This window comes from Pseudomonas sp. TUM22785 (assembly GCF_028198105.1).
Classification (GTDB): Bacteria; Pseudomonadota; Gammaproteobacteria; order Pseudomonadales; family Pseudomonadaceae; genus Metapseudomonas; species Metapseudomonas solani.
The window spans coordinates 5,247,146-5,271,236 of sequence record NZ_CP116239.1 but is presented as its reverse complement, the minus strand read 5'-3'; the positions used below and the strand labels follow the sequence as shown (position 1 = coordinate 5,271,236).

At 65.7% G+C, this 24,091-nt stretch carries 26 protein-coding genes; 13 read left to right on the top strand and 13 right to left on the bottom strand.

The features are described 5' to 3' along the window. The first annotated feature begins 278 nt into the window (after positions 1-278). A complete protein-coding gene (locus tag PI990_RS23755; RefSeq protein WP_021221295.1) occupies positions 279-995 on the top strand; it encodes a UTRA domain-containing protein in 717 nt (238 codons plus the stop codon). Positions 996-1,255: 260 nt separating this feature from the next. On the opposite strand, the gene lpcA is transcribed toward PI990_RS23755, so the two are convergent. The 7 genes from lpcA to minC all read right to left on the bottom strand — a co-directional run bounded on the left by lpcA (position 1,256) and on the right by minC (position 6,458). Continuing rightward, positions 1,256-1,843 (bottom strand): D-sedoheptulose 7-phosphate isomerase, encoded by a 588-nt coding sequence (lpcA, locus tag PI990_RS23750; protein WP_184487774.1) that lies wholly within the window; start codon positions 1,841-1,843, stop codon positions 1,256-1,258. 14 nt (positions 1,844-1,857) lie between these two features. After that, a complete protein-coding gene (locus tag PI990_RS23745; protein WP_043245473.1) occupies positions 1,858-3,147 on the bottom strand; it encodes a M18 family aminopeptidase in 1,290 nt (429 codons plus the stop codon). Between the two features lie 122 nt (positions 3,148-3,269). Next, positions 3,270-3,845, bottom strand: a complete 576-nt coding sequence (locus PI990_RS23740) for a class I SAM-dependent methyltransferase (protein WP_271658674.1) — start codon at positions 3,843-3,845, stop codon at positions 3,270-3,272. A gap of 4 nt (positions 3,846-3,849) precedes the next feature. Continuing rightward, positions 3,850-4,485 carry an RluA family pseudouridine synthase gene (locus tag PI990_RS23735; RefSeq protein WP_021221291.1) on the bottom strand — a complete coding sequence of 212 codons (636 nt, stop codon included), beginning with the start codon at positions 4,483-4,485 and terminating at the stop codon, positions 3,850-3,852. Positions 4,486-4,545: 60 nt separating this feature from the next. Next, a complete protein-coding gene (gene minE, locus PI990_RS23730; RefSeq protein ID WP_021221290.1) occupies positions 4,546-4,800 on the bottom strand; it encodes a cell division topological specificity factor MinE in 255 nt (84 codons plus the stop codon). Continuing rightward, a complete protein-coding gene (gene minD, locus PI990_RS23725; RefSeq protein WP_021221289.1) occupies positions 4,797-5,612 on the bottom strand; it encodes a septum site-determining protein MinD in 816 nt (271 codons plus the stop codon). Before minD ends, minE begins: the two co-directional genes overlap by 4 nt. Positions 5,613-5,711: 99 nt before the next feature. Next, entirely contained in the window at positions 5,712-6,458 is a 747-nt protein-coding gene (minC, locus tag PI990_RS23720) for a septum site-determining protein MinC (protein ID WP_271658673.1), read from the bottom strand. Between the two features lie 142 nt (positions 6,459-6,600). Here minC and PI990_RS23715 point away from each other — a divergent pair, with 142 nt between their 5' ends. After that, complete coding sequence (locus tag PI990_RS23715; protein ID WP_184487777.1) at positions 6,601-7,521, top strand: lipid A biosynthesis lauroyl acyltransferase; 921 nt, start codon at positions 6,601-6,603, stop codon at positions 7,519-7,521. Between the two features lie 54 nt (positions 7,522-7,575). Further along, entirely contained in the window at positions 7,576-8,772 is a 1,197-nt protein-coding gene (locus tag PI990_RS23710; protein WP_021221285.1) for a patatin-like phospholipase family protein, read from the top strand. Here PI990_RS23710 and PI990_RS23705 read toward each other — a convergent pair. The 3 genes from PI990_RS23705 to PI990_RS23695 form a co-directional block, all read right to left on the bottom strand. Further along, entirely contained in the window at positions 8,769-9,617 is an 849-nt protein-coding gene (locus tag PI990_RS23705) for a pirin family protein (RefSeq protein WP_021221284.1), read from the bottom strand. The two genes, PI990_RS23710 and PI990_RS23705, sit on opposite strands and share 4 nt — an antisense overlap. 143 nt (positions 9,618-9,760) lie before the next feature. Continuing rightward, positions 9,761-10,528, bottom strand: coding sequence for an MlaA family lipoprotein (locus PI990_RS23700; protein WP_442969296.1), 768 nt, complete (start codon positions 10,526-10,528; stop codon positions 9,761-9,763). Then, a complete protein-coding gene (locus tag PI990_RS23695; RefSeq protein WP_271658672.1) occupies positions 10,521-11,816 on the bottom strand; it encodes a serine/threonine protein kinase in 1,296 nt (431 codons plus the stop codon). Before PI990_RS23695 ends, PI990_RS23700 begins: the two co-directional genes overlap by 8 nt. Positions 11,817-12,052: 236 nt before the next feature. Here PI990_RS23695 and PI990_RS23690 point away from each other — a divergent pair, with 236 nt between their 5' ends. Next, positions 12,053-12,433 (top strand): hypothetical protein, encoded by a 381-nt coding sequence (locus PI990_RS23690; RefSeq protein WP_021221281.1) that lies wholly within the window; start codon positions 12,053-12,055, stop codon positions 12,431-12,433. 876 nt (positions 12,434-13,309) lie between these two features. Here PI990_RS23690 and PI990_RS23685 read toward each other — a convergent pair. Both PI990_RS23685 and PI990_RS23680 read right to left on the bottom strand, forming a co-directional pair. Continuing rightward, positions 13,310-14,860, bottom strand: a complete 1,551-nt coding sequence (locus tag PI990_RS23685; RefSeq protein ID WP_184487781.1) for a glycoside hydrolase family 17 protein — start codon at positions 14,858-14,860, stop codon at positions 13,310-13,312. 121 nt (positions 14,861-14,981) lie between these two features. Further along, positions 14,982-15,206 carry a DUF2061 domain-containing protein gene (locus PI990_RS23680; RefSeq protein ID WP_271658671.1) on the bottom strand — a complete coding sequence of 75 codons (225 nt, stop codon included), beginning with the start codon at positions 15,204-15,206 and terminating at the stop codon, positions 14,982-14,984. 228 nt (positions 15,207-15,434) lie between these two features. On the opposite strand from PI990_RS23680, the gene PI990_RS23675 reads away from it, so the two are divergent. Together PI990_RS23675 and PI990_RS23670 are read left to right on the top strand one after the other, a co-directional pair. Then, the gene (locus PI990_RS23675; RefSeq protein ID WP_021221278.1) at positions 15,435-15,746 is read left to right on the top strand and encodes a DUF485 domain-containing protein; all 312 of its coding nucleotides are present in this window, start codon (positions 15,435-15,437) and stop codon (positions 15,744-15,746) included. Beyond that, positions 15,743-17,410, top strand: coding sequence for a cation acetate symporter (locus PI990_RS23670; protein ID WP_271658670.1), 1,668 nt, complete (start codon positions 15,743-15,745; stop codon positions 17,408-17,410). Before PI990_RS23675 ends, PI990_RS23670 begins: the two co-directional genes overlap by 4 nt. A gap of 378 nt (positions 17,411-17,788) precedes the next feature. Here the strand turns inward: PI990_RS23670 and PI990_RS23665 are convergent, their stop codons facing one another. Next, entirely contained in the window at positions 17,789-17,947 is a 159-nt protein-coding gene (locus PI990_RS23665) for a DUF3309 family protein (RefSeq protein WP_021221276.1), read from the bottom strand. A 225-nt stretch (positions 17,948-18,172) separates the two neighbouring features. Here PI990_RS23665 and PI990_RS23660 point away from each other — a divergent pair, with 225 nt between their 5' ends. From PI990_RS23660 to PI990_RS23630, 7 genes are all read left to right on the top strand, one after another. Then, complete coding sequence (locus PI990_RS23660; protein ID WP_271658669.1) at positions 18,173-18,544, top strand: DUF2784 domain-containing protein; 372 nt, start codon at positions 18,173-18,175, stop codon at positions 18,542-18,544. 137 nt (positions 18,545-18,681) lie between these two features. Further along, on the top strand, positions 18,682-19,494 hold the full coding sequence (locus PI990_RS23655; RefSeq protein WP_021221274.1) for an SDR family oxidoreductase: 813 nt from the start codon (positions 18,682-18,684) through the stop codon (positions 19,492-19,494). Positions 19,495-19,665: 171 nt separating this feature from the next. After that, complete coding sequence (locus PI990_RS23650; RefSeq protein ID WP_184487784.1) at positions 19,666-20,823, top strand: MFS transporter; 1,158 nt, start codon at positions 19,666-19,668, stop codon at positions 20,821-20,823. Positions 20,824-20,913: 90 nt separating this feature from the next. After that, on the top strand, positions 20,914-21,342 hold the full coding sequence (locus tag PI990_RS23645; protein WP_111260484.1) for a hypothetical protein: 429 nt from the start codon (positions 20,914-20,916) through the stop codon (positions 21,340-21,342). 91 nt (positions 21,343-21,433) lie between these two features. Continuing rightward, a complete protein-coding gene (locus PI990_RS23640; RefSeq protein ID WP_021221271.1) occupies positions 21,434-21,766 on the top strand; it encodes a YnfA family protein in 333 nt (110 codons plus the stop codon). A gap of 137 nt (positions 21,767-21,903) precedes the next feature. Beyond that, a complete protein-coding gene (locus PI990_RS23635; protein WP_021221270.1) occupies positions 21,904-22,212 on the top strand; it encodes a hypothetical protein in 309 nt (102 codons plus the stop codon). Positions 22,213-22,490: 278 nt separating this feature from the next. Beyond that, positions 22,491-24,005 (top strand): sensor domain-containing diguanylate cyclase, encoded by a 1,515-nt coding sequence (locus PI990_RS23630; RefSeq protein ID WP_271658668.1) that lies wholly within the window; start codon positions 22,491-22,493, stop codon positions 24,003-24,005. Positions 24,006-24,091 lie beyond the last annotated feature (86 nt).

Here is a 24,091-nt window from a genome sequence, read left to right as displayed (position 1 = left end):
GTATTGGTCTAGATCAGCAAGACCCAGGCCAATCTAAAGGCCATAGATGACGGTTTCATTGCACCGCGTGGCTCTGCGGGCCCCGTTCTTCCGGCGTCAGCAAGCGTAGACCATGGCTGCACGTCCCATGGTGCTTGGCGCGGGACCTTGTCGCTGGCACGCACCCTGCAGGTCGCAGGTGCTGTCACGGGACAGTCATCTAGGCTGCATAGGATGGTCACACCACCATCGGCATCGCACTTTTATGGTGCTGGTCTATTCCAGATTGGAGTTTTTCGATGCGCGAAGAGGCGCCCCGTACCGTTACCGCCATCTGCCGCGCCCTGCAGGAGCAGATCGAGCATGGCCTGTTGCCTCTGGGCGGCAAGCTGCCGGCCGAGCGCAAGCTGAGCGAACTGTTCGACACCACCCGCATCACCCTGCGTGAGGCGCTGGGCCAGCTGGAGGCGCAGGGGCTGATCTACCGTGAAGAGCGTCGCGGCTGGTTCGTCTCGCCGCCACGGGTGGCCTACAACCCCCTGGTGCGCAGTCACTTCCACGCCATGGTTGGCGAGCAGGGCCGGGTGCCGGCCACCGAAGTGCTCAGCGCACGGCTGATGCCGGCGACCGTGGAAGTCTGCGAATTGCTGGAGCTGCCGGCACTGTCCAGCGTCTACCAGATCCGCCGGGCACGGCGTATCGATGGGCGCCTGGTGCTCTACGTCGAGCATTACCTCAACCCGCAGTACTTCGCCGGAATCCTCGACTTCGACCTGACCCGCTCGCTGACCGATCTCTATGGCAGCGAGTACGGCATCCGCTACGGCCGCGTGCGCTTCGACATGGTGCCCACGGCGCTGCACCCCGAAGCCGCCTCGACCCTCAAGGTCGCCCCCGGCAGCCCGGCGCTACGCATCACCCGGGTCAACCGCGACCAGCATGGCCGGTTGATTGACTGCGACTTGGAGTTCTGGCGGCACGACGCGATCCACGTCAGCGTGGAGGTGCCGGAATAAGGGCAGCTGGAAGCCAGAAGTTAGAAGCTGGAAGTGAAGGGCAGAGCGGGGGCGGGTGTAGGTTGGGCTGAGGTACGAAGCCCAACATGGCGAGGGTGAAGTGTGCGTCGTTGGGCCTCGCTGCGCTCGGCGCCAACCTACCAATGCGTTCTGAGGCGGGCTGAGTTGACCAGGAAGCTGGGCCTGGCACGCTGACTGGCTTCCAGCTTCCAGCTTCCAGCTTCCAGCTTCCAGCTTCCAGCTTCCAGCTTCCAGCTTCTTTAAGCGTAGTTTTCAGGCGCGAGCTTGCGTTCCACCAGCTCGATGAGGATGTGCACCACCTTGATGTGCAGCTCCTGCACGCGGTCGGCGAAGTCGCCGCCGGGGGCGCAGATGCACACGTCGGCGAGGCCTTCGAGCAGCGAGCCGGGCTTGCCGGTGAGGGCGACGACCTTCACCCCCAGCGCCTTGGCGGCTTCGGCGGCCTTGATCACGTTGGGGCTCTTGCCGCTGGTGCTGAAGGCCAGCAGCACGTCACCTTCACGACCGTGGGATTCGATGTAGCGCGAGAAGATGTGGTCGTAGCCGAAGTCGTTGGCCACGCAGCTGATGTGGCTGGCGTCGCTGATGGAGATGGCGGCGATGCCCGGGCGGTTCTTGCGGTAGCGCCCGGTCAGTTCCTCGGCGAAGTGCATGGCGTCGCACATGGAGCCGCCATTGCCGCAGGAGAAGGCCTTGCCCTTGTTCTCGAAGCTTTCCACCAGCAGTTCCGCCGCGCGCTCGATGCTGCGCAGGGCCTGCTCGTTGGCGATGAAGTTGTCCAGCGCCGTCCGGGCTTCCTCGAGGCTGTTGCGGATGTGGCTGAGCATGCGGCTGTCTCCGTTCAGGGCAGGTCGTGGCTGGAGTAGAAGGCGGCCAGCACCTTCACCAGGTGGGCGAGGTCATGGCTGCCAGCCAGTTCGCGGATGGAGTGCATGGCGAAGGTCGGCAGGCCGATGTCCACGGTGCGCACGCCCAGTTGGCTGGCGGTGATGGGGCCGATGGTGGAGCCGCACCCCATGTCGCTGCGGGTGACGAAGCTCTGCACCGGCACTTCGTTTTCCAGGCACAGGTGGCGGAAGAAACCGGCGGTTTCGCTGTTGGTGGCGTAGCGCTGGTTGCTGTTGATCTTGATCACCGGGCCGGCGTTGAGCTTGGGCCCGTGGTTGCCGTCGTGCTTGTCGGCGTAGTTGGGGTGCACGCCATGGGCGTTGTCGGCCGAGACCAGCAGCGAGCGCTGGATGGTGCGGGCGAACGCATCGCCCTCGGGCATCAGGCGGCGCAGCACCTGCTCCAGGAAGGGGCCGTCGGCGCCACAGGCGGAGCAGGAGCCCACTTCCTCGTGGTCGGTGCATACCAGCACGCAGCTTTCGTCGCCTTCGGCGGCGAGCAGGGCCTGCAGGCCGGCATAGCAGGAGAGCAGGTTGTCCAGGCGCGCACCGGCGATGAAGTCGCCGCCGAGGCCGATCACGGCGGCGCTCTGGGTGTCGTAGAAGCTCAGTTCGTAGTCCAGCACCGCATCCGCGCTGACGCCGTGCTCCAGGGTCAGTTGCTCGGCCAGCAGGTCACGGAACTCGCGGGTCTCGCCGGTGGCCAGCTGGGCCAGGATCGGTGGCAGTTCGGTCTGGGCGTTGATGGCCCAGCCCTGGTTGGCTTCACGGTTGAGGTGGATGGCCAAGTTGGGGATCACGGCGATGGGCGCCTGGAAGTCCACCAGCTGGCTTTCCACCTTGCCGGCGGCGCGGTAGGTGACGCGGCCGGCCAGGGACAGGTCGCGGTCGAACCAGGGCGCCAGCAAGGCGCCGCCGTAGACTTCGACGCCCAGTTGCCAGAAGCCCTGGCGGTGCAGTTCCGGGTTGGGCTTGACCCGCAGGCAAGGGCTGTCGGTGTGGGCGCCGACCAGGCGCAGGCCGCCGTCGAGCATGGGGCGCTTGCCCAGTTTGATGGCGATCAGCGAGGAGTCGTTGCGGGTCACGTAGTAGCGCCCACCGGCCTCGGCGCGCCAGGCATCACGCTCGTCGAGGTGCACGTAGCCCGCTGCCTCCAGGCGCTGGGCCAGGCTGCGGGTGGCATGGAAGGGGGTGGGGGAGGCCTTGAGGAAATCGATAAGGCCCTGGTTCAACTCTTCGCGCATAACGGACTCCAGACAGCGATGGGCCGGAGTTTATCGCATCGGGCTTGGTGATTAGGAGGCGCAGGCCGGTGAATTTTCACCATGGCGGCGATAGCAGGGTTCTTGCGCCGGCCGTCATGGATTCAGCGGTGCCGCGCGACCACTGAAAACAGGTGCCAGCGCTTGGTACGGCCACGGGCGGTGCTGCCTTCGCGGTCGATCACCTCGAAGTGCAGCAGCTCCCAGTCCGCGAACAGCTGCCGGACCTGGTCCTCGCTGAAGATGCTCAGCTCGGGGCCGGCCCAGTCGTCACGTTCGCCGAACAGGTTGCCGCAGAAGATACCGCCGCCTGCCAGGGCCTCGTCGATGCGCTGCCACAGGGCGGGGAAGTCCGCCGGGGCGCAGAAGGGCAGGGCGAAGGCGCTGTTGACGACGTCGGCGGCCGGTAGCTCGCAGTCCTCGAAACGGGCGCAGCGCGCTTGCAGGCGTGGCAACTGATCGGGCGGCACCTGGCCCAGCAGGCGTTCGATGGCTTCGGGCTCGCGGTCGATGGCCAGCACCTCCCAGCCACGGCGGAGCATTTCCAGGGTGTCGCGGCCGGCGCCGCAGCCGAGGTCGATGCCACGGGTACCGGGGCGGCCGAGGGCTTCGATGGCCATCAACAGGGCCGGCCAGGGCGGGGCGCCCTGGGTGCGGTCGTAGTAGAGGCTGTCGGTCATCGCCTCAGAACGGCGCCGGGCACTCGAAGCGCAGGCGCTCGCCGGTCACCGGGTGGCTGAAGGCGAGCATGCTGGCGTGCAGGCACAGGCGCTCGTGGGCGGCCAGGGCTTCGTCGTGGGCGTAGAGGCGGTCGCCCAGCAGTGGGTGGCCGATGGAGAGCATGTGCACGCGCAACTGGTGGGAGCGACCGGTGATGGGGGTCAGCTCGACGCGGCAGTGGTTGCCGCAACGCTCCAGCACGCGCCAGAAGGTCAGGGCGTGGCGGCCCTGCTCGTGGTCGACCACATGGCGCGGCTTGGTCGGCGGGTCGTAGCGCAGGGGCAGTTCGATGCGCCCGCTGTCCTGTTCCGGCTGGCCCCAGCAGAGGGCGGTGTAGGCCTTCTCGGTCTCGCGGTCGTGGAACTGGCGGGACAGCTCGCGGTGGCTGTCGGGGTCACGGGCAAGGAGGATGATGCCCGAGGTCTCCCAGTCCAGGCGGTGGACGATCAGCGCTTCCGGGTAGCCGTTCTCCTGCAGTCGGGTGATCAGGCAGTCCTTGTTGTCATCGGCGCGGCCCGGCACGGAAAGCAGCAGGGTCGGCTTGTTGATGACCAGGAAGGCCGGGTCCTGGTGGAGTATTTCGATCTGCGAGAGAGGCATGGTTCTATATCCGGAAATGAAGACGGCGGCCGCAGCCGCCGTCCAGCACACCAGCCCTGATCAGCGATCGGGCAGGGTGATGTTCAACTCGAGGATGGAGCAGTTGCCCTGGTCCTCGAGCAGGACCTGGACCTGATCCTGGTCGATGTTGACGTACTTACGGATCACCTCAACCAGTTCCTTCTGCAGCGCCGGGAGGTAGTCCGGCTGGCTGCGCTGGCCGCGCTCGTGGGCGACGATGATCTGGAGTCGTTCTTTAGCGATCGAAGCGCTGTTCTGCTTCTTCCGCTCGCGAAAGAAGTCAAGAATATTCATTCACGGCCTCCAAAAAGGCGTTGCAAGAGTCCTTTCTTCTGCACGTCCAGGAACCGGTGGGGCAGTTCCTTGCCGAGCAGGCGATCGACGGCATCACTGTACGCCTGGCCGGCGTCGCTTTGCTCGTCGAGGATGACCGGAACACCCTGGTTGGATGCCTTGAGCACCGCCTGGGATTCCGGGATGACACCGAGCAGGTGGATGGCGAGGATTTCCTCGACGTCCTCGACACCGAGCATTTCGCCCTTGGTGACGCGCTCCGGGTTGTAGCGGGTGAGCAGCAGGCGCTCCTTGATCGGCTCCTCGCCCTTCTCGGCGCGGCGCGATTTGCTGGCCAGCAGGCCGAGCATGCGGTCGGAGTCGCGTACCGAGGAAACTTCCGGGTTGGTCACGACGATCGCCTCATCGGCGTAGTACATGGCCAGGTGGGCACCTTTCTCGATGCCGGCGGGGGAGTCGCAGACCACGTATTCGAAATTCTTCGCCAGCTCTTCGATGACGGTGCCGACGCCTTCGAGGGTCAGCGCGTCCTTGTCGCGGGTCTGGCTGGCGGCCAGGACGTAGAGGTTCTCGAGACGCTTGTCCTTGATCAGGGCCTGGGTCAGGGTCGCTTCGCCGTTGATGACGTTGACGAAGTCGTACACCACGCGGCGTTCGCAGCCCATGATGAGGTCGAGGTTACGCAGGCCGACGTCGAAGTCGACGATGACGGTTTTGTGCCCGCGCAGAGCGAGGCCGGTGCCGATGGCGGCGCTGGTGGTGGTTTTGCCCACGCCACCCTTGCCGGACGTGACAACGAGGATCTTGGCCAAGGTGATTCACCCCAAATAATAAGAAAAGCGGGAACTTGCAGGCCTTGGTCGGCCGTCCTGGCTCCCGTTCAGGTCCCTGAAAATTCGCGGCAGTATCCGTTAAAGGCGGGTGATGTTCAACACATCTCCCGACAGGCTGACCTGCACCGAATGCCCCCAGAGCGGCTCGCGCCGGAGGTCTTCGGCGACCTTGTATTGACCGGCTACCGACACCAGTTCGGCGGCCAGTTGCTGGCAGAAGATCCGGGCCTTGGTATCGCCCTTTATGCCTGCCAGTGCCCTGCCACGCATGGGACCGTACACATGGATGTTGCCATCGGCGAGAAGTTCCGCACCCGGGCTCACCGGGGCGACTACCACCAGGTCGCCGCCGGGAGCGTAGATCTGCTGGCCGCCGCGTACCGGGGTAGTCACCACCTTGGTCGGGCGGGTCACGGGCTCGGCGGGTTTCTCCGGGACTTTCGTCGCCTTCTTGGCGCCGGGCCCCACCGGGTCGATGACCCGCTCGCGAGCGCCCGAGGGCGGCAGCACGGGTATGTCGAGGGTATTGGCGGCGGCGATGTGCTGTTCGTTGCTGGCGCGGATGGCCAGGGTGCGCAGGCCATGGCGGCGGCAGACGTCGAGCAGCGCGGCGAGGTCCACTTCGCCTTCGCTGGCCGGCAGTTTGTCGAGGGCCATCACCAGCGGGGTGTTCTGGAAGAAGTTGGGGGCCTGGGCGACCTTGTCGGCCAGTTGCCGGTCGAGGCGTTCGAGGTCGTTGTGCGCCAGCTCCATCACGGTGATGGCGAGCATGCTGCCCTTGAGCTGGAACACGGGATCTTGGTCGAGAAGGTCAGCTTGGCTCATGGTCTTTCTGCTGGGTCTGATGGGCAGGACTTATAGCGAGAACGCCGGGCCGTCGCAAGACGCGCGGGGCGGGATGGGCGCCGGCCGGCAGCTATTTCTGTAGAATGCCGGCCTTTGCCCACGCAGCCCTACGGATCCACCGATGGAACGTCCCCGCTTCCGCGCCGCCTTCCTCCACCCGCGCTTCTGGCCCCTGTGGCTGGGCCTAGCGGTGCTGTGGCTGATTACCCTGTTGCCCTACCCGGTGCTGCTGCGCCTGGGGCGCGCCCTGGGCTGGCTGATGCTGCGGGTCGCCGGTTCGCGTCGACACATCGTCCGGCGCAACCTGGAGCTGTGTTTCCCCGCGTTGTCCGTTGCCGAGCGCAAGCGCTTGCTCAGGGAGAACTTCGCCTCCACCGGCATCGCCTTCTTCGAGATGGCCATGAGCTGGTGGTGGCCGGCCTCGCGCCTGCGCAAACTCGCCCATATAGAAGGCCTGGAGCATCTGCGCCAGGCCCAGGCGGACGGCCAGGGCGTGATTCTCATGGCGCTGCACTTCACCACCCTGGAGATCGGCGCCGCGCTGCTCGGCCAGGTGCACACCATCGACGGCATGTACCGCGAGCACAAGAACCCGCTGTTCGACTTCGTCCAACGCCAGGGGCGCGAGCGGCACAATCTCGACGCCACGGCCATCGAGCGTGAAGACGTACGCGCCATGCTCAAGGTGCTGCGTGCCGGGCGTGCCATCTGGTACGCGCCGGACCAGGACTACGGGCGCAAGCAGAGCCTGTTCGTGCCGCTGTTCGGCGTCACCGCCGCCACCGTCACCGCCACCACCAAGTTCGCCCGCCTGGGCCGCGCGCGGGTGCTGCCCTTCACCCAGGAACGCCTGGCCGACGGCTCCGGCTACCGCCTGGTGATCCACCCGCCGCTGGCCGACTTCCCGGGCGAGAGCGAGGAGGCGGATTGCCTGCGCATCAACCAGTGGATCGAACAGGCCGTAAGCCGCCTCCCCGAGCAGTACCTCTGGGCCCATCGCCGCTTCAAGACCCGGCCGGAAGGCGAGCCGAAGCTCTACTGAGCAGCGCCGGGCCCACGCGGGCCCTATACTCGCGGAAAAAAACGGAAGCCTTTCATGAGTGAACCCGCCGCAACCAAGCCCGTGACCGGACTCATCCTCTCGGGCGGCGGCGCGCGAGCGGCCTACCAGGTGGGCGTGCTGGCGGCGATCGCCGACCTGCTGCCCGACTCGATGCACAACCCCTTCCCGGTGATAGTCGGCACCTCGGCCGGCGCCATCAATGCCGTGGGCCTGGCCTGCGGTGCCCTGCATTTCAGCGAGGCGATCCGCCGCCTCACCGCCGTCTGGCAAGGCTTCCACACCTCCCAGGTGTACCGCAGCGACTGGCCCGGTGTATTGCGCCAGAGCGCGCGCTTCCTCGGTCACAGCCTGCTGGGGATGAACCGCCACGCGCCGGTGGCGCTGCTGGACAACGCCCCCCTGCGCGGCTTGCTGGAGCGCGAGCTGGACTTCACCGGCATCGCCGCCGCCGTACGCCTGCGCCAGTTGCGGGCCGTGGCGGTGACCGCCTTCGGCTACGAGTCCGGCCAGGCGGTGACCTTCTACCAGGGCCGCGCCACCATCGACCCCTGGTTCCGCCACCGCCGCGTCGGCGTGCCCACGCGCCTGGCGCTTGACCACCTGCTGGCCAGTGCGGCCATTCCGCTGATCTTCCCGCCGGTGCGAATCAACCGCGAATACTTCGGCGACGGCGCGGTGCGCCAGTCGGCGCCCATCAGCCCGGCGCTGCACCTGGGGGCCAATCGCATCCTGGTGGTGGGGGTGAGCGGCAACCCGCGGGTGGGCAACGTCAACGATGGCGTGGTCCGCGCCAGTACGGGCAACCCGCCGAGCCTGGCGCAGATCGGCGGGCACATGCTCAACAGCACCTTCATCGACAACCTGGAAAGCGACATCGAGCTGCTGGAACGCATCAACCAGCTGAGCCAGGCGATCCCTGCCGGGCAGCGCCCGCGAAACCTGGGCCTGAAGCCTGTGGAGGTGCTGGTGATTTCGCCGAGCCAGCCGCTGGACACCATCGCCGCGCGTCACCGCCGCGAGATGCCGCGGGCGATCCGCACCTTCCTGCGTGGGCCGGGAGCGACCAAGGCCAGTGGTGCCGGGGTGATCAGTTACCTGCTGTTCGAACCCGGCTACTGCAATGAACTGATCGAGCTGGGCTACCAGGACGCCATGGCGCAAAAGGCCGACCTGCAAAGCTTCCTCGGCCTTGAGACGGCGTCGGTGCTGCCGACGCCGGTGGCCTACTAGCCCGCCAGGCGGCCGTCGCGGTAGTCGCGCAGGGCCTGTTCGATTTCCTCACGGGTGTTCATCACGAAGGGGCCGTACTGCACGATGGGCTCCCCCAAAGGGCGACCGGCGAGCAGCAACACACGGGCACCCTCGGTGCTGGCCAGTTCCAGCGCACCCTGCTCCGAGAGGCGCACCAGGCGACCCTTGGCCACCGGGTTGCCGTTGACGTGCACCTCGCCCTCGTAGACGTAGAGCAGCACCCGCAAGCCATCCGCCAGGCGCGGGGCCGCGTGGCTGCCGGCCTGCAGGTGCAGGTCGAACAGCTGCGGTTCGGTGTGCGGGCGCTGCACGGCGCCGTCCTGTTGCTGCTCGCCGTCATCGAAGTGCCCGGCGATCACCAGCGCGTCGACGCCGCCCGAGGTGCGCAGGCGCGGGATTTCATGTGGTGCGAAGTCGCGGTAGCCCGGGTCGCCCAGCTTGTCCTTGCCCGGCAGGTTGAGCCAGATCTGGAAGCCGCGCATCACGCCCTCCTGCTGCTCCGGCATCTCGCTGTGAATGATGCCGCGCGCGGCGGTCATCCACTGCACGCCGCCGTTCTCCAGCAGGCCGACGTTGCCCAGGTGGTCCTCGTGGCGCATGCGCCCCTCGATCATGTAGGTGATGGTCTCGAAGCCTCGATGGGGGTGGGGCGGGAAGCCGGCGACGTAGTCGTCCGGGTTGGCCGAGCCGAACTCGTCGAGCATCAGGAAGGGGTCGAAGCGCGGAATGCCCTGCTCGGCGAAGACGCGGGTCAGGTTGACCCCAGCGCCGTCGGATGCGGGCTGGCCGGGGCGTTGTTCGATGATCTGGCGATAGCGGTTCATAGGAGCCTCCCTGAAAAGAATGGGGCGATGCTAATCCAGGGAATCGAATCGATGGTGCGTGATTTTGCGTGGTTCCTATCGAGCCGTTGGATGGATTCTAAGCCCCCGGCTGGCGCCATGGTCGGCGCCAGCCTGGGGCTGCATCACTCGGCGATCTGCAGCTTGCGCGACTCGGTGTACACGTAGCGGATCTTCTCGTACTCGAAGGGCGAGTTGAGCTGGCCGTAGCGGAAGCTGGTGGTGTAGCGCTTGTCCACCGCCCGCAGCAGGCTGATCTCCGGGTGGTCGCGGCTGACCTCGGGCACGTTGAGGAAGTTGATCTGGTTGTCTGCCACGAAGTCCACCACCAGGCCGCCGGTGTCGCGCAGGTTGGAGGGGCCGAGGATCGGCAGCATCAGGTAGGGCCCGGCACCGAGGCCGTAGAAGCCCAGGGTCTGGCCAAAGTCCTCGCTCTGCTTGGGCAGGCCCATCATCGTGGCCGGGTCCCAGAGCCCGGCCACGCCGAGGGTGGTGTTGAGCAGCAGGCGCCCGGTGACTTCCATCGAACGCTGGCCCTTGAACTGCAGCAGGCTGTTGAGCAGGTTGGGCACATCACCCAGGTTGCTGAAGAAGTTGCTCACGCCACTGCGCAGGAAGCGCGGGGTGACGTAGGTGTAGCCGCGCACCGCGGGCAGGAACACCCATTGGTCGAAGCGGTAGTTGAAGTGGTAGACGCGTCGGTTCCAGGACTCCAGCGGGTCGTAGACCTCCAGGGCGTCGAAGGTGGAGCGCTCGAATTCGCGCTGGTCGAGCCCGGGGTTGAACTGCAAGCGCTGGAGCGGCTCGGTGAAGCCATCCGGCTCCTGGCGCTCGTCGGCGAGAAGGGGGGCGCTGGCCAGCAGCAGGGCGAGGAGGAGAACGTGCTTAGCCACGGAAGAACTCCAGCATGGCGTCGCTGTTGACGCGGTAGTTGAGGTTGCCGCAGTGGCCGCCATGGGGGTAGACGGTCAGGCGGTTGCCGAAGGTGCGGCGCAGGAAGCCCAGGTCGCCCGGGCCGAGGATGACGTCGTCGGCGTTGTGCATCACGGCGATCTTCCCGCTCTGTTTCAGGTAATCCTCCAGACCGTAGAGGCTCACCTGGTTGATCAACTGGGTGAGGCTGCCACCGTCGAAGCGGGCGCGCCAGAAGGGAATCAGCTGCTCGGTGATGTAGCAGTCGAAGTCGCACTGCAGCGCGCGCTTGAAGAAGGGCGTGAGGCTGGTGCCTTCGGTGATCGGCAGTTTCACCGGGGTGATCAGGCCGCGACGGTTGATCAGGTCCGAGGTGAAGGCGATGTCCGAGGAGGAGAAGCGGAAGGAGGTGCCGATGAGCATCGCCATCTGCTCGTCCGAGAGCTTCTGCTTGGATTGCTGGAAATCGTAGAGCAGGGCGTCGTTGAGGTCGACGTAGCCGCGCTGCTGAAAGTACCGGGTCAGCTTGCCCAGCACCACCTGGTAGAAGGTGGTGTTGTCGTCGATGCCCTTGACCCGGGTCTGCACCAGGCGGTCGAGGTTGGTGATGGAGGTGTAGAGGTTCACCGGCGGGTTGAGCAGCAGCACGCGCTTGAAGTTGAAGCTGCGGCGGGTCTCGTCGAGCTTGCTGACGAAGGCCGCCTCGAGGGCGCCGAGGCTGTAGCCGGTGAGGTGGTACTCGGTGACCGGCAGTTTCGGGTGCTGGGCGCGCACGGCCTGCATCACCCGGTAGAGGTCATCGGCGTCTTCGTTGGAAAGCCCCGGCGTGGCGAAGCGCGAGGCGGCGGCCATGAAGTCGTAGCTGGTGGGCGAGGACAGCTGCACCACGTGGAAGCCGGCGCCGTAGAACAGCCGCTTCAGGTACTCGGCCTGGCTGCTGGAATAGTGGGCCCCGGTGCCGGCGATGATAAAGATCAGCGGCGCGGCGTGGTCCTGCTGGGCCAGGCGGTAACGCAGGGTCTTCACCGGCCAGAAGTTGTCCGGCAGCTTGAACTCGCGCTCGGGGCGCAGCTTGAGGTCGTAGTCGGCCTGGTCGATGTCCTCGTCCGCCGGCAGGTCGGGGCGCAGCTCCGGTGGCGTGGTGGCGATGGTCGCCTCGAACGGGTTGGTCAGCGGGAAGCCATAGCCGGCAGCATCTATATCGGCCGCCCACAGCGGGGCACTCAGAAGCAGGCTGCCGAGCAGGGCAGCGAGGCGGAGACGGAGCATGAGGTTCAAGTCCCTTTGCAGGAAGTCGGGCTGAGGGGATACCGATGCTATGACAAGTGCGGGCTCGCCAAAGTGCCGTGAGGGAAGGCGAAATGCCTTCACGGGGCGCCGGACAGCATGCACCCGGCGCAACGGCGGGTCCAGGCCTCCTTGTTAGCGCTGTTTACAGACTTTGTCTTGCATACGGCGAGCGTGCGTTTATCCTTGGCGCCGCTTTCAATTCTTCGGAGAGAACCATGTCACGCCGTCTGCCCCTGATCATCCTGCTGGTGGTCCTGTCGCTCTGGCTGGCGGCCAGCTATGGCCTGCGCTACGGCCTGATGGAGGACGGCCAGTGGGTCGGCCTGTGTGTCGACAATGCCCAGCGCTGGGAATGCCAGGTGCGTGCCAACCTCGGCCTGCTCATCCACTTCCGCGTCATCGCCTGGAGCGCCCTGGTGCTGTCCCTGGTCGCCTTCTTCGTACCCGGCCGCGCCGGCTGGGGCCTGGGCGTGGCGGCCATGCTCTTCGCCCTGCCGGCCCTGGTGCTCTACAGCGCCAGCCTCGGTGTGTTCGCCATCGTCATCGCCGCCCTGCGCCTGGTGCGCGCGCCGCGTGGTGGGCTGAGCATCGCCTGAAGATTCGGTGCGGAATGAAAAAGGACGCTTCGGCGTCCTTTTTTTCGCCTGCGGGTTGGGGCGGCATGGCCGGATTCGGCTTCGTTGCGTTGGGCTGTGTAAGGGTGGATGGCGCTCTTCTCATCCACCAGGCGGTGCCGCCGGGGAACACCCTGCAGTGGCAGCCCTGCGGCCTGCTTGGCGACTGAAGTCGCCCCTACATGGCGTGGGTGAGCCTGTAGGTCGGGTGCAACCCGTTGTTTGTGTGCGGGATGCCCTGGGGCGTTGTCGTGGGCGAATTCATTGGCTCTGTCTGCGTTAAGTGTTGCTAGAGGATTTGAGCCCAGCTGATTGCCGAGCTCTGGTGATGTTTCTGGTTTCGCCCCCCCGGGCGAGTCCCTTTTAACAATCGCCTTAAAAGGAACCAAAAGGGCTTGCCCCATCATCCGGCCCCGGCTTCGCCGGGGTTCCCTCACTCCATCGTTGCTCTGGGGGCCGGCGCGATGGGCCATCCATGGCCTGGCGCGCCTCTCGCGGCATCCATGCCGCTCGTCCCCCGGCGCAACGACTGCGTTCGGCCTCCTGGAGGGGCGTTGGCGGCTGCCCCACCTTTCTTCGTCCAGCGCATCGCCACGTGGTGCGCACGGGCTTTCGTAGGATGGTGTAGAGCGAAGCGAAACCCATGCGGTGGAGGTGGTACGAACTCTTGGACGCCCGAAAAGGGCCGTGCTTGAGCGCTTGCTTTAAAACCACAACAGCTAACGCAGACAGAGCCAATTCATTCGCGAAAGGCCCTGCCCGCTGCATCGCGGTTGAAACCGCTCCCACGCCAGCAGGCCGGTTATCGCGGGCCATAAAAAAGGGATGCCGAGGCATCCCTTTTTCGTTGCATCTGGCTCAGCGGCCGAGGCGCAGGCTGCGTACCAGGGCGAGGGTCAGCAGCAGGGCGGTGGCGGCCCAGCCGATCGCCTGGATATTGCCTAGGGTCTCCTCATAGAGCTGCGGGATGATGCCCAGGCCGATGAACAGAGCCAGCAGGGCGATCTCGCGGCGCGGTGCCTTCACCGGGCGGCACAGGTAGACCACCGCCGGCAGCAGCAGTGCGGCGCTGGGGAAGCTGCGATAGCGGGCGTCGAAGACCAGGGCCAGCATCAGCACGGCACCGGCGAAGCCAGAGGCGGACAGCCACCAGCTGGCACGGGTGTCGAGCCAGGCGAACAGGCGGCCACGGGCGCCTTCGCGGGTCGACAGCGCCAGGGCGCCGTGCATCAGCACCACCAGGTTGAGGCCGACGATGAAGGCCGCCCAGGCCCATTCACCGGCGAAGCGAGCGGTGATGCGTGCCAGTTCGGCCCACATACCGATGCAACCGGCACCGAGTGCGGCCAGCAGGGGCAGCAGCAGGGCGGCGCGGCTGGAGGCGGGGCGCCCGGCGACGATCAGGGTGAGGGCGAAGATCAGCCCGCTGACGGAAAGCCACAGCGGCCAGTTCGGCAGGTTGGAAACCGGGCCGGCGAGCACGCCCTTCTCGGTACGGTCAGCACTGAACAGGCCCCAGTAGCCGCCGACAGCGCCTTCGCTTTCGCGCTTCCAGGGCTGGTCGAAGGCTTCGATCAGGTTGTAGCGCCAGCCGTTCTCTTCGGCCATGTGCACGAAGCCACGGATGAACAGGGCTTCGTTGACGCGGCTGGGCAGGGCGGTTTCGCGCTGGCGGCCTTCGCTGGGCCAGCCGGTTTCGCCGATCACGATGTCCTTGGGCGCGAAGCGCGTGCCGAATTCCTCGCGGATGTCCTTCACGTGGGCCAGGGCCTCGTGGATGCCGGCGGGGTCGTCTTCCCAGTAGGGCAGCAGGTGGATGGTGAGGAAGTCCACCGCCGGGGCGACTTCGGGGTGCTTGAGCCAGAACTCCCACACGTCCGCGTAGGTGACCGGCTGCTTGACCTGGGCCTTCACCTGGCCGATCAGCTTGGCCAGCTGGGCGCCGGTGACTTCCTTGCGCAGCAGGGTTTCGTTACCGACGATCACCGCCTCGACCACGTCCGGGTTGGCGTTGGCGGCCTTGATCAGCGCGTCGATCTCCTTGCCGGTGTCCACCGGGTTGCCGTTGACCCAGGCGCCGAGCATCAGCTTCAGGCCGTGCTTGCGGGCCAGCTCCGGGATGGCTTCGAGGCCGGTCATGGAGTAGGTGCGCACGCAATGGAAGCGGGTGGCGAGCAGTTCGAGGTCGGCGTCCATGCGCTCGGGGCGCAGCACGAAGGGCTGGTCGAACGGCGACTGGTCCTTGTCGAACGGGCTGTAGGAGGCGCATTGCAGCTTGTGCGTCGGGGTGGCCGCATCGGGCAGGATCACCGGCTTGCCCTGGCCGTACCAGAGGGCGGCGAGCAGCAGCAGGGCGGCGATCGAGGCGAGCAGGTAGGGCAGAACGGGGAAGCGGCGGGTCTGGCTCATGGGCTAAGGGCGCGTGGTGGCGGCAAAGCCGCGCATCTTAGCGGATTCAGCTGTTCGGTAGGAATGCGCTGGCCACCTGCTAACTGGTTTCAGCGCATTACCGAGGTGTTTTCCGGCCTGTTCAGGCGTGCTGGTGCAGCCAGTTGCCCCGAAGTGCGGTCGTGCCTTCGGCCTTGGCCTTCTCGAAGCGCTTCCAGACCTTCTCGTGGACGTAGAAGCCCACGGAGTTGACCAGCGGCTCGACGATCGCCACCAGGCCGCCGATGGCGACGCTACCGGTGAGCAGGTAGGCGACGGTGAAGGCGATGCCGAAGTGCATGACGGTGAAGGTGACGGTCTTGAGCATGATGGGTCTCCCTGCAGATGGGAATGATTCCGAGTTAGGTGCAGAGTAGAGGCCCTGTTTCATGCAAGGAAATATGCATGGGAAATGGTGCTGATAGAGCGCCTATATGAATGGCCTACGACCTTGGTCGAGAAAGCCCCGACGCTACGACTAAGGTCGTCTGTTGCCTGTGTACGAGCGTTCTAGAGTTGTTTTCACCACTAACGTGCTGTGTAGAGGACAACAACAATGAACGACAGCATCTACCAGCGGATTCACGAGAATCCGCGATTCCAGGAGTTGGTCGCCAAGCGCGAACGCTTCGCCTGGATTCTCTCCGCCATCATGCTCGGCCTGTACCTGGCCTTCATCCTGCTCATCGCCTTCGAGCCCCAGGTGCTCGGCACCAAGCTCAGCCCGGGCTCGTCCATCACCTGGGGCATCCCGATCGGCGTCGGCCTGATCGTCTCCGCCTTCGTGCTCACCGGCATCTACGTGCGCCGCGCCAATGGCGAGTTCGACCGTCTGAACCGCGAAGTCCTCAAGGAGGCGCAGCAATGATCGCGCGCATTCTCTCCATCTGCGGCATTGTCGGCCTGATGGCCGTGGCCCCGGCCCTGTGGGCCGCCGGCGCCCTCGAAGGCGACGTGCAGCGCCAGCCGCTGAACGTCTCCGCCATCGTGATGTTCGTGGTATTTGTCGGCTTCACCCTCTACATCACCTACTGGGCGTCCAAGCGCAGCAAGTCGACCGCCGACTTCTATACCGCCGGCGGCAGCATCACCGGTTTCCAGAACGGCCTGGCGATCGCCGGTGACTACATGTCCGCGGCGTCCTTCCTGGGTATTTCCGCCCTGGTCTACACCTCCGGCTACGACGGCCTGATCTATTCGATCGGGTTCCTCGTCGGCTGGCCGGTGATCCTCTTCCTGATCGCCGAGCGCCTGCGCAACCTGGGCAAGTACACCTTCGCCGACGTCGCCTCCTACCGCCTCAAGCAGAAGGAAATCCGCACCCTGTCCGCCTGCGGTTCTCTGGTGGTGGTGGCCTTCTACCTGATCGCGCAGATGGTCGGTGCCGGCAAGCTGATCGAACTGCTGTTCGGCCTGAACTACCACGTGGCCGTGGTCCTGGTGGGCGTGCTGATGGTGCTCTACGTGCTGTTCGGCGGCATGCTGGCCACCACCTGGGTGCAGATCATCAAGGCGGTGATGTTGCTGTCCGGCGCCTCCTTCATGGCGATCATGGTGCTCAAGCACGTCAACTTCGACATCGGCATGCTGTTCAGCGAGGCCATCAAGGTCCACCCGAAAGGCGAGGCCATCATGAGCCCCGGCGGCCTGGTGAAGGACCCGATCTCGGCGATCTCCCTCGGCCTGGCGCTGATGTTCGGCACCGCCGGCCTGCCGCACATCCTGATGCGCTTCTTCACCGTCAGCGATGCCAAGGAAGCCCGTAAATCGGTGTTCTTCGCCACCGGCTTCATCGGCTACTTCTACATTCTCACCTTCATCATCGGTTTCGGCGCCATCCTCCTGGTCAGCACCAACCCGATGTTCAAGGACGCCACCGGCGCGCTGCTGGGCGGCAACAACATGGCGGCGGTGCACCTGGCCAACGCCGTGGGCGGCAGCCTGTTCCTCGGCTTCATCTCGGCCGTGGCCTTCGCCACCATCCTGGCAGTGGTCGCCGGCCTGACCCTGGCCGGTGCCTCGGCGGTGTCCCACGACCTGTACGCCTCGGTCATCAAGAAGGGCAAGGCCAACGAGAAGGATGAGCTGCGCGTATCGAAGATCACCACCGTCGCACTCGGCGTCCTGGCCATCGGCCTGGGCATCCTGTTCGAGAAGCAGAACATCGCCTTCATGGTGGGCCTGGCCTTCTCCATCGCGGCCAGCTGCAACTTCCCGGTGCTGATCCTTTCCATGTACTGGAAGAAGCTGACCACCCGTGGCGCCATGATCGGCGGCTGGCTGGGCCTGGTCACCGCGGTCGGCCTGATGATCCTCGGCCCAACCATCTGGGTGCAGATCCTCGGTCATGCCGAAGCCATCTACCCCTACGAGTACCCGGCGCTGTTCTCGATCCTGGTGGCCTTCGTGGGTATCTGGTTCTTCTCCATCACCGACAAGTCCGCCGCTGCAGACGAGGAACGCGCACGCTTCTTCCCGCAGTTCGTCCGCTCGCAGACCGGCCTGGGCGCCAGCGGCGCCGTCGCCCACTGATCCACGCACCACTCCGTGACATTGGGCAGCCTTCGGGCTGCCCTTTTTGTTTGGGGCGGGGGGACGGAGAGAGGAAGGGGCAACGTGCAGGTCCGAGAGGGCCGGGTGTGCTCGTGGACTTTGGTGATTGAAAGAGGTGAAGCGAGGAAGAAAGGATCAGCGAGGTTGGATTACGCGGTTGGGGTCTGCTTCGGAGAGGCGGTGGGCTGAAGCCCACCCTACGCCCACCCTATGCGCATGCTACGTCCACCCTGTGCCCTGCCTGTGTGGCCTATGGGGCTGCTGCAGGTGGGAGGGGATGAGAAGGGGGGGAGGAGACAGTAAGGGGTGCTCGCCTCGCGAACCACATCCGCCAATGTGGCCCGGGAGGGAGCGTGGTCAGATACGGCCCAATATCATCAGAACCAGCAGGATGATCAGCAGGGTGCCGATGATGCCAGAGGGACCGTAACCCCAGCCACGGGAGTGGGGGAATACAGGCAGGCCGCCAATGAGCAGCAGGATCAGGATGACGAGCAGAATGGTACTGATACCCATGGTGGAACTCCTTCTATGAACCTTGTTCTTGGACTTCCCGGAGCCGCCGCACACTTCATGCATCGCTGCATGCAAGGTGAGTGACCGCTCCTGTAAATTCCGACTTCGCCTGTTTTGCAAAGGTTCATGAAAGATTCTTGCGCGGGCGTTTTTGCCGAGTGAAAACAAGGGCTTGCCGACTATCAGAAGTTAGGGGCGAGTCACGGAACGAACGGGGACAGCAGGATGCTTTATCGGATTGCAGCGGACGCGGTGGTGCTTTTCCACCTGGGTTTCATCCTCTTCGTGCTGCTGGGTGGCCTGCTGGTGCTGCGCTGGCCGAAGCTGGCGCTGTTGCACCTGCCCGCCGCCTGCTGGGGCGTGGCCGTCGAATGGCTGCACCTGATCTGCCCGCTCACACCGCTGGAAAACAGCCTGCGCCGCGCGGCCGGCGAGCAGGGCTACGAAGGCGGTTTCATCGAGCACCACGTGTTGCCGGTGATCTACCCGGCGGGCCTCACGCCGGGCATCCAGCTCTGGCTCGGCGGCATCGTCGTCGGCCTCAACCTGCTGGTCTACGGTGTTCTCCTGGTGCGCCTGCTGCGTCGCGCCCGCTAGCGCCTGTCGAGGGTGCGCGCAAGGCGCCGATGCGTTGATTTGCCCCCGTCATTCAGCGCCCTGATTTCGCGCTTTGGCGGGTGGCGCCTCGCTAAACTGCGGGGCACCAACGCACATACCAAGAAGGCAACCTCACCATGCAGAACCGCATCATGATCACCGGCGCTGGCTCCGGTCTGGGCCGTGAGATCGCCCTGCGCTGGGCCCGTGAAGGCAGCAAGCTGGCCCTTTCCGACGTCAACGAGCCCGGGCTGGCGGAAACCCTCGCACTGGTCCGCGAAGCGGGTGGCGACGGCTTCACCCAACGCTGCGACGTTCGCGACTACAGCCAGCTCACCGCCTTCGCCCAGGCCTGCGAGCAGAAGCTCGGCGGCATCGACATCATCGTCAACAACGCGGGCGTGGCCTCCGGCGGCTTCTTCGAGGAGCTGTCCCTGGAAGACTGGGACTGGCAGATCGCGATCAACCTGATGGGCGTGGTCAAGGGCTGCAAGGCCTTCCTGCCGCTGCTGCAGCGCAGCAAGGGCCGCATCGTCAACATTGCCTCCATGGCGGCGCTGATGCAGGGCCCGGCGATGAGCAACTACAACGTGGCCAAGGCCGGCGTGGTGGCGCTCTCGGAAAGCCTGCTGATCGAACTCAAGCAGGAAGGTGTCGGCGTGCACGTGGTCTGCCCGTCGTTCTTCCAGACCAACCTGCTGGACTCCTTCCGTGGCCCGACCCCGGCCATGAAGCAGCAGGTGGGCAAGCTGCTGGAAAGCTCGCCGATCAGCGCCGCCGATATCGCCGACTACATCTTCAATGAAGTGGCCGCCGGCACCTTCATGATCCTGCCCCACGAGCAGGGCCGCATGGCCTGGGCGGTGAAGCAGAAGAACCCGCAGATGCTCTACGACGAGATGGCCAACATGTCGGACAAGATGCGCGCCAAGGGCCGCCAGCAGGCGTGAGCCCTTCCGGCCCGGCTCCACGCAGGTGGGGCCAGGCCTGCCAGCGGCGTTTAGTGGCTGGTTTTTCTGTCCGGTCGGTCAGTTTATCCATGCCGGTGGCTTGCCCGGTTGCGCTTGCGCGGAGTAGGGTTGCACCCCCGGCCTGGATGCCGTTTACCTTCTGGACTGCCTGTGAAACCTGCTTCCCGAGCCCTGTTCATGCTGGCTCTGGTGCTGGCGGCAATCAACCTGCGCCCCGGCATCACCTCCCTTGCCCCCCTGATCGAACGCATCGCCAGCGAGCTCGACCTGAGCCGTGGGCTGATCAGCCTCACCACCGCGTTGCCGGTGCTGTGCATGGGCCTGCTTGCGCCCCTGGCACCACGCCTGGCCATGCGCTTCGGCCTGGAACGGGTGATCGCCCTGTGCCTGCTACTCATCGTCATCGCCTGCGGCGTGCGCGTGGCCGGGCACGCCAGTGCGGTGCTGATCGGCAGCGCCGTGCTGCTGGGGGCCGGCATCGCCATCGCCGGGCCGCTGGTGTCCGGGTTCATCAAGCGTCATTTCCATGACCAGGTCGGCCGCGTGGTCGCCTGGTATTCCCTGAGCATGACGATCGGTGGCGCCTCCGGCGCGGTGCTCACCGAGCCGGTGACCCAGGCGCTGGCCAACGAGTGGTCGATGGGCCTGGCGTTCTGGGCGTTGCCGGCGCTGGCCGCGATGATTCTCTGGCTGTTCCTGCCCAACCGCGCGGAGACGAGCAGCGAGGCCGGGGGCTCCGGCGGGCTGCCCTGGCGTGAGCCGCGTGCCTGGCTGATCACCGCCTTCTTCGCCATCCAGGCCGGGCTGTTCTACGCCCTCACCACCTGGCTGGTGGCGCGTTACCACGAGGCCGGCTTCAGTGTGCTGCGCAGCAACAGCCTGTTCAGCCTGTTCATGCTGGTGGGGCTGCCCAGCGCCTTCATCCTGCCCTGGCTGGCCCAGCGCTACGACAACCGCTACCAACTGCTGCTCGGTTGCGGCATCACCAGTTCGCTGTGCCTAGGGATGATCACCTTTGCCCCCGGCCTCTACCCCGAGGTCTGGGCGGTGCTGCTGGGGCTGGGGCTTTCCGGCTCCTTCGCGCTGTCCATGGTGCTGCCGCTGTACGAGGTGAACACCTCCCTGGCGGTGAGCCGCTGGACGGCGATGATGCTCTTCGCCGGGTACAGCCTGGGCAGCCTGACGCCGGTGCTCGCCGGCCTCGGTCGCGACCTGGGCGGTAACTACCAGTTGCCCTTCATGGTCTTCACCGGCCTGGCGGTGACCATGTGCGTGCTGGCCTGGATGTTGGGCCGGCGCCGGGCCTGATGGGGCCTGGTCGAGGAAATCAGCGGCAATTCCTTTCCTGCCTGGCAGCCCTGTGATAGAAGGCTGCCACTGTTTTTCTGGAGTGCTCGCGTGGACTCTGAATCCATCGTCTATGGCTGCATCCGCGACTGGCCGTCGGACGACGACGAGGTGCGGCAACTGCGCCGCGCGACCAACCGCCGCGTGATCGAAAGCCTGCCTGCCGGCGACATCTGGCCCTTCCTCGGGCGCGAGATGTTCTCCTTCAGCGCCCACCCCGGCCAGGGGCTCTACCAGACCCAGGTGATCCACTTCGGTGCCAGCTACGCGGCGGTGGAGTACGAGTGGAACCTGTGGGTGCAACAGTTCGAGGCCCTGCTCAAGCAGCTCTACTGGGGCAGTGCGGTGGTGCACCTGGAGACCGAGCTCAACGGCACCCACACCTTCCGCTGGGAAAGCGAACAGGGTTTCCACAGCCCCCAGGAAGCCAACCTGCGCGTACGCTGCGCCTGGGAACGCGAAGGCGCGTTGCGCGGCTGAACACACCTGGTGCGCTCCTTGCCTTCAGCTCCTTGCAATGAGCTGCAGCGTGAGCCGCGCCCTGATCGGCTCCAGACGAGGACATCCCCCCATGCTCAACTACCTCTGGTTCTTCCTCGCCGCACTCTTCGAGATCGCCGGTTGCTATGCCTTCTTCATGTGGCTGCGCCTGGATCGCAGCGCCTGGTGGATCGCCCCCGGGCTGCTCAGCCTGCTGTGCTTCGCCCTGCTGCTGACCCGCGTCGAAGCGGCCTACGCCGGTCGCGCCTATGCGGCCTACGGTGGCATCTACATCATCACCTCGCTGCTCTGGCTAGGCCTGGTGGAGCGCACCCGCCCGCTGGCCAGCGATTGGCTGGGCGCGGCGCTCTGCGTCGCGGGTGCGCTGGTCATCCTGCTGGGGCCACGCTTCTCCCAGAGCTGAAGGGCAACCCGTGCTTTCGTCGAATCCTGATACAGATGGGGGTGGCAAGGCGCTCCCGGGCTGCTAGATTTTCGTCCTCGGTCTCGATCATCCTTTCGCCAGGCCCGGTTACCCAACAAGAACAGGACGGACCCGCCATGGATACTTGTCAGAGCATTTCCGCTGCCGAATTGAAGAACCTGGTCCATCAGCAACTGCACGACTGTTCCCCTGCCCAGCAGGTGGTGTTCGCCGCCTGTCGCGTTCCCTTCTATGCCCACACCCGGCTGCGCCTCGGCGAGCTGGAGCCGGTGCTGGTCGTCGCCGAGCTGCCCAGCGGTCTCCTCTATTTCGAGGAGGCGGACGAGGGTTTCGGCCTTGGCGTGGCGGACGAGCACGGCGTGCTCCACTGCCATGGCCACGACCCGCTGGCACTGGCCCAGGCGCTTTCCCGCGCCGGCTTCTGAGGCGCTCCGGGCTGCCGGTTATCCAGGCGGCCATTCTGCCGATGCACTGTTCCCACAGCGCCATGCCTGTCGCCGGCTCGACAGCGCGGGTGCGCGCAAGGGGCGCAATCGCGTAGCATCCGCCTGCGTGATGGCATTTTGCAATCTTCCGCCTGCCGCCGTCATTTCAGGCCCGTTCCGGGCACCGCTGGCTAAGCTTCCTGTCTGAAGCGAAGAGCTGGCTTCAACCACCATCAACATCAGCCGCTGCATGCAGCCGGCCCACAGGGGAGCGACGGATGGAGAAAGTAGAAGCCAAACGCCTGGCGCTGTTCCTGCGCACGCGCCTGGCTCTATGGCTGGCCTACTTCCTGATCCTGTTCGGTGGTGTGGTGGCCATCGGCGTCAACCTCTATCAGGTGTTCGACTCCCGCACTCACTACCTCAGCGAGGCGGACAAATCCAACGCCAACCTGGCCTACTCGGTTTCCCAGCACGCGGAGGAGACCATCAAGGAAGCCGACCTGATCCTCAGCGGCCTGGTCTACCTGCTGGAAAGCGTCGACCTGCACGACCAGCAGCGCATCAAGGGCCTGATCACCGCCTACAAGCTGCGCGCGCAGCAGCTGTCCGGCATCTACGTGTTCGACAGCAGCGGGCGTTGGCTCCACTACACCAGCGCGCCGCCGTCGCCCACCACCAGCAGTGCCGACCAGGAATACTTCCAGCACCACCTCAACTCGGTGAGCCGCGACATCGAGGTCAGCTCGCCCATGCAGAGCCGTTCCACCGGCGAGTGGGTGCTGCCCATCTCGCGCCGCCTCAACGGCCCCCATGGCGAGTTCGCCGGGGTGGTGCTGGCGACCATCCGCATCAGCTACTTCAACGCCTTCTACAAGGACTTCGACATCGGCCGCAACGGCGCCATCCTCCTGGCCGAGAACGACGGCACCCTGGTGGTGCGGCGCCCGGTGATGGAGCCCGGTACCGGCAACCTGAAGGACAGCCCGCTGTTCATGGACGACCTGAAGAACTCGCCGGTGGGCACCGGCGCCGGCCTTTCCAGCCTGGACGGCCGCGAGCGCGTCTACGCCTACCGGGTGCTGGATGGCTACCCGCTGCTGGTGGTGGCCGCGATGCAGAAGAGCGAAGTGCTCACCGAATGGCGGCAGAAGGCCGTGGTGCTGGTGACCCTGGTCACCGGTCTGGTGTTGGCGCTGATGAGCATCGGCGTGGTGCTGGTGCGGCGTACCCGCCAGCGCCTGCTGGCGGCCCGCAGCATCCAGCTGGAGAACGAGGAGCTGTCGCAGCTGGCGGCGATAGACGGGCTGACCGGCATCGCCAACCGCCGGCAATTCGACAAGACCCTCAACGAGGAATTCCAGCGCGCGGCGATCATCCGCCAGCCCATCTCGCTGCTGATGATCGATGTGGATAACTTCAAGCTGTTCAACGACACCTACGGCCACCGTGCCGGCGACCTGTGCCTCAAGGCGGTGAGCGAGGCGCTCAAGGTGATCAAGATCCGCTCCACCGACCTCATTGCCCGCTACGGAGGCGAAGAGTTCGCCATCATCCTGCCGCACACCGCGCCGGCCGGCGCCCAGGTGATCGCCGAGAGCGTGCGCGCCGCCGTCGAGACGAAGCACATAGAGCACCTGGGGGCCCAGGCCGGCGTGGTGACCGTGAGCATCGGCATCCACAGCATGATCCCCCGCCCCGGTGACCTGCCCGAGATGCTCATCCAGAGTGCGGACACGGCCCTCTACGCTGCCAAGCACTCCGGGCGCAACAAGGTGCGCAGCTTCGGCTGAGTGCAGCCCGACCCTCCAATAACCCTGAATCCGGCCGCTTTGCAGGGCTGCGGGCCGCAGCCCGCCTGCTTATGCCATCCAAGCGA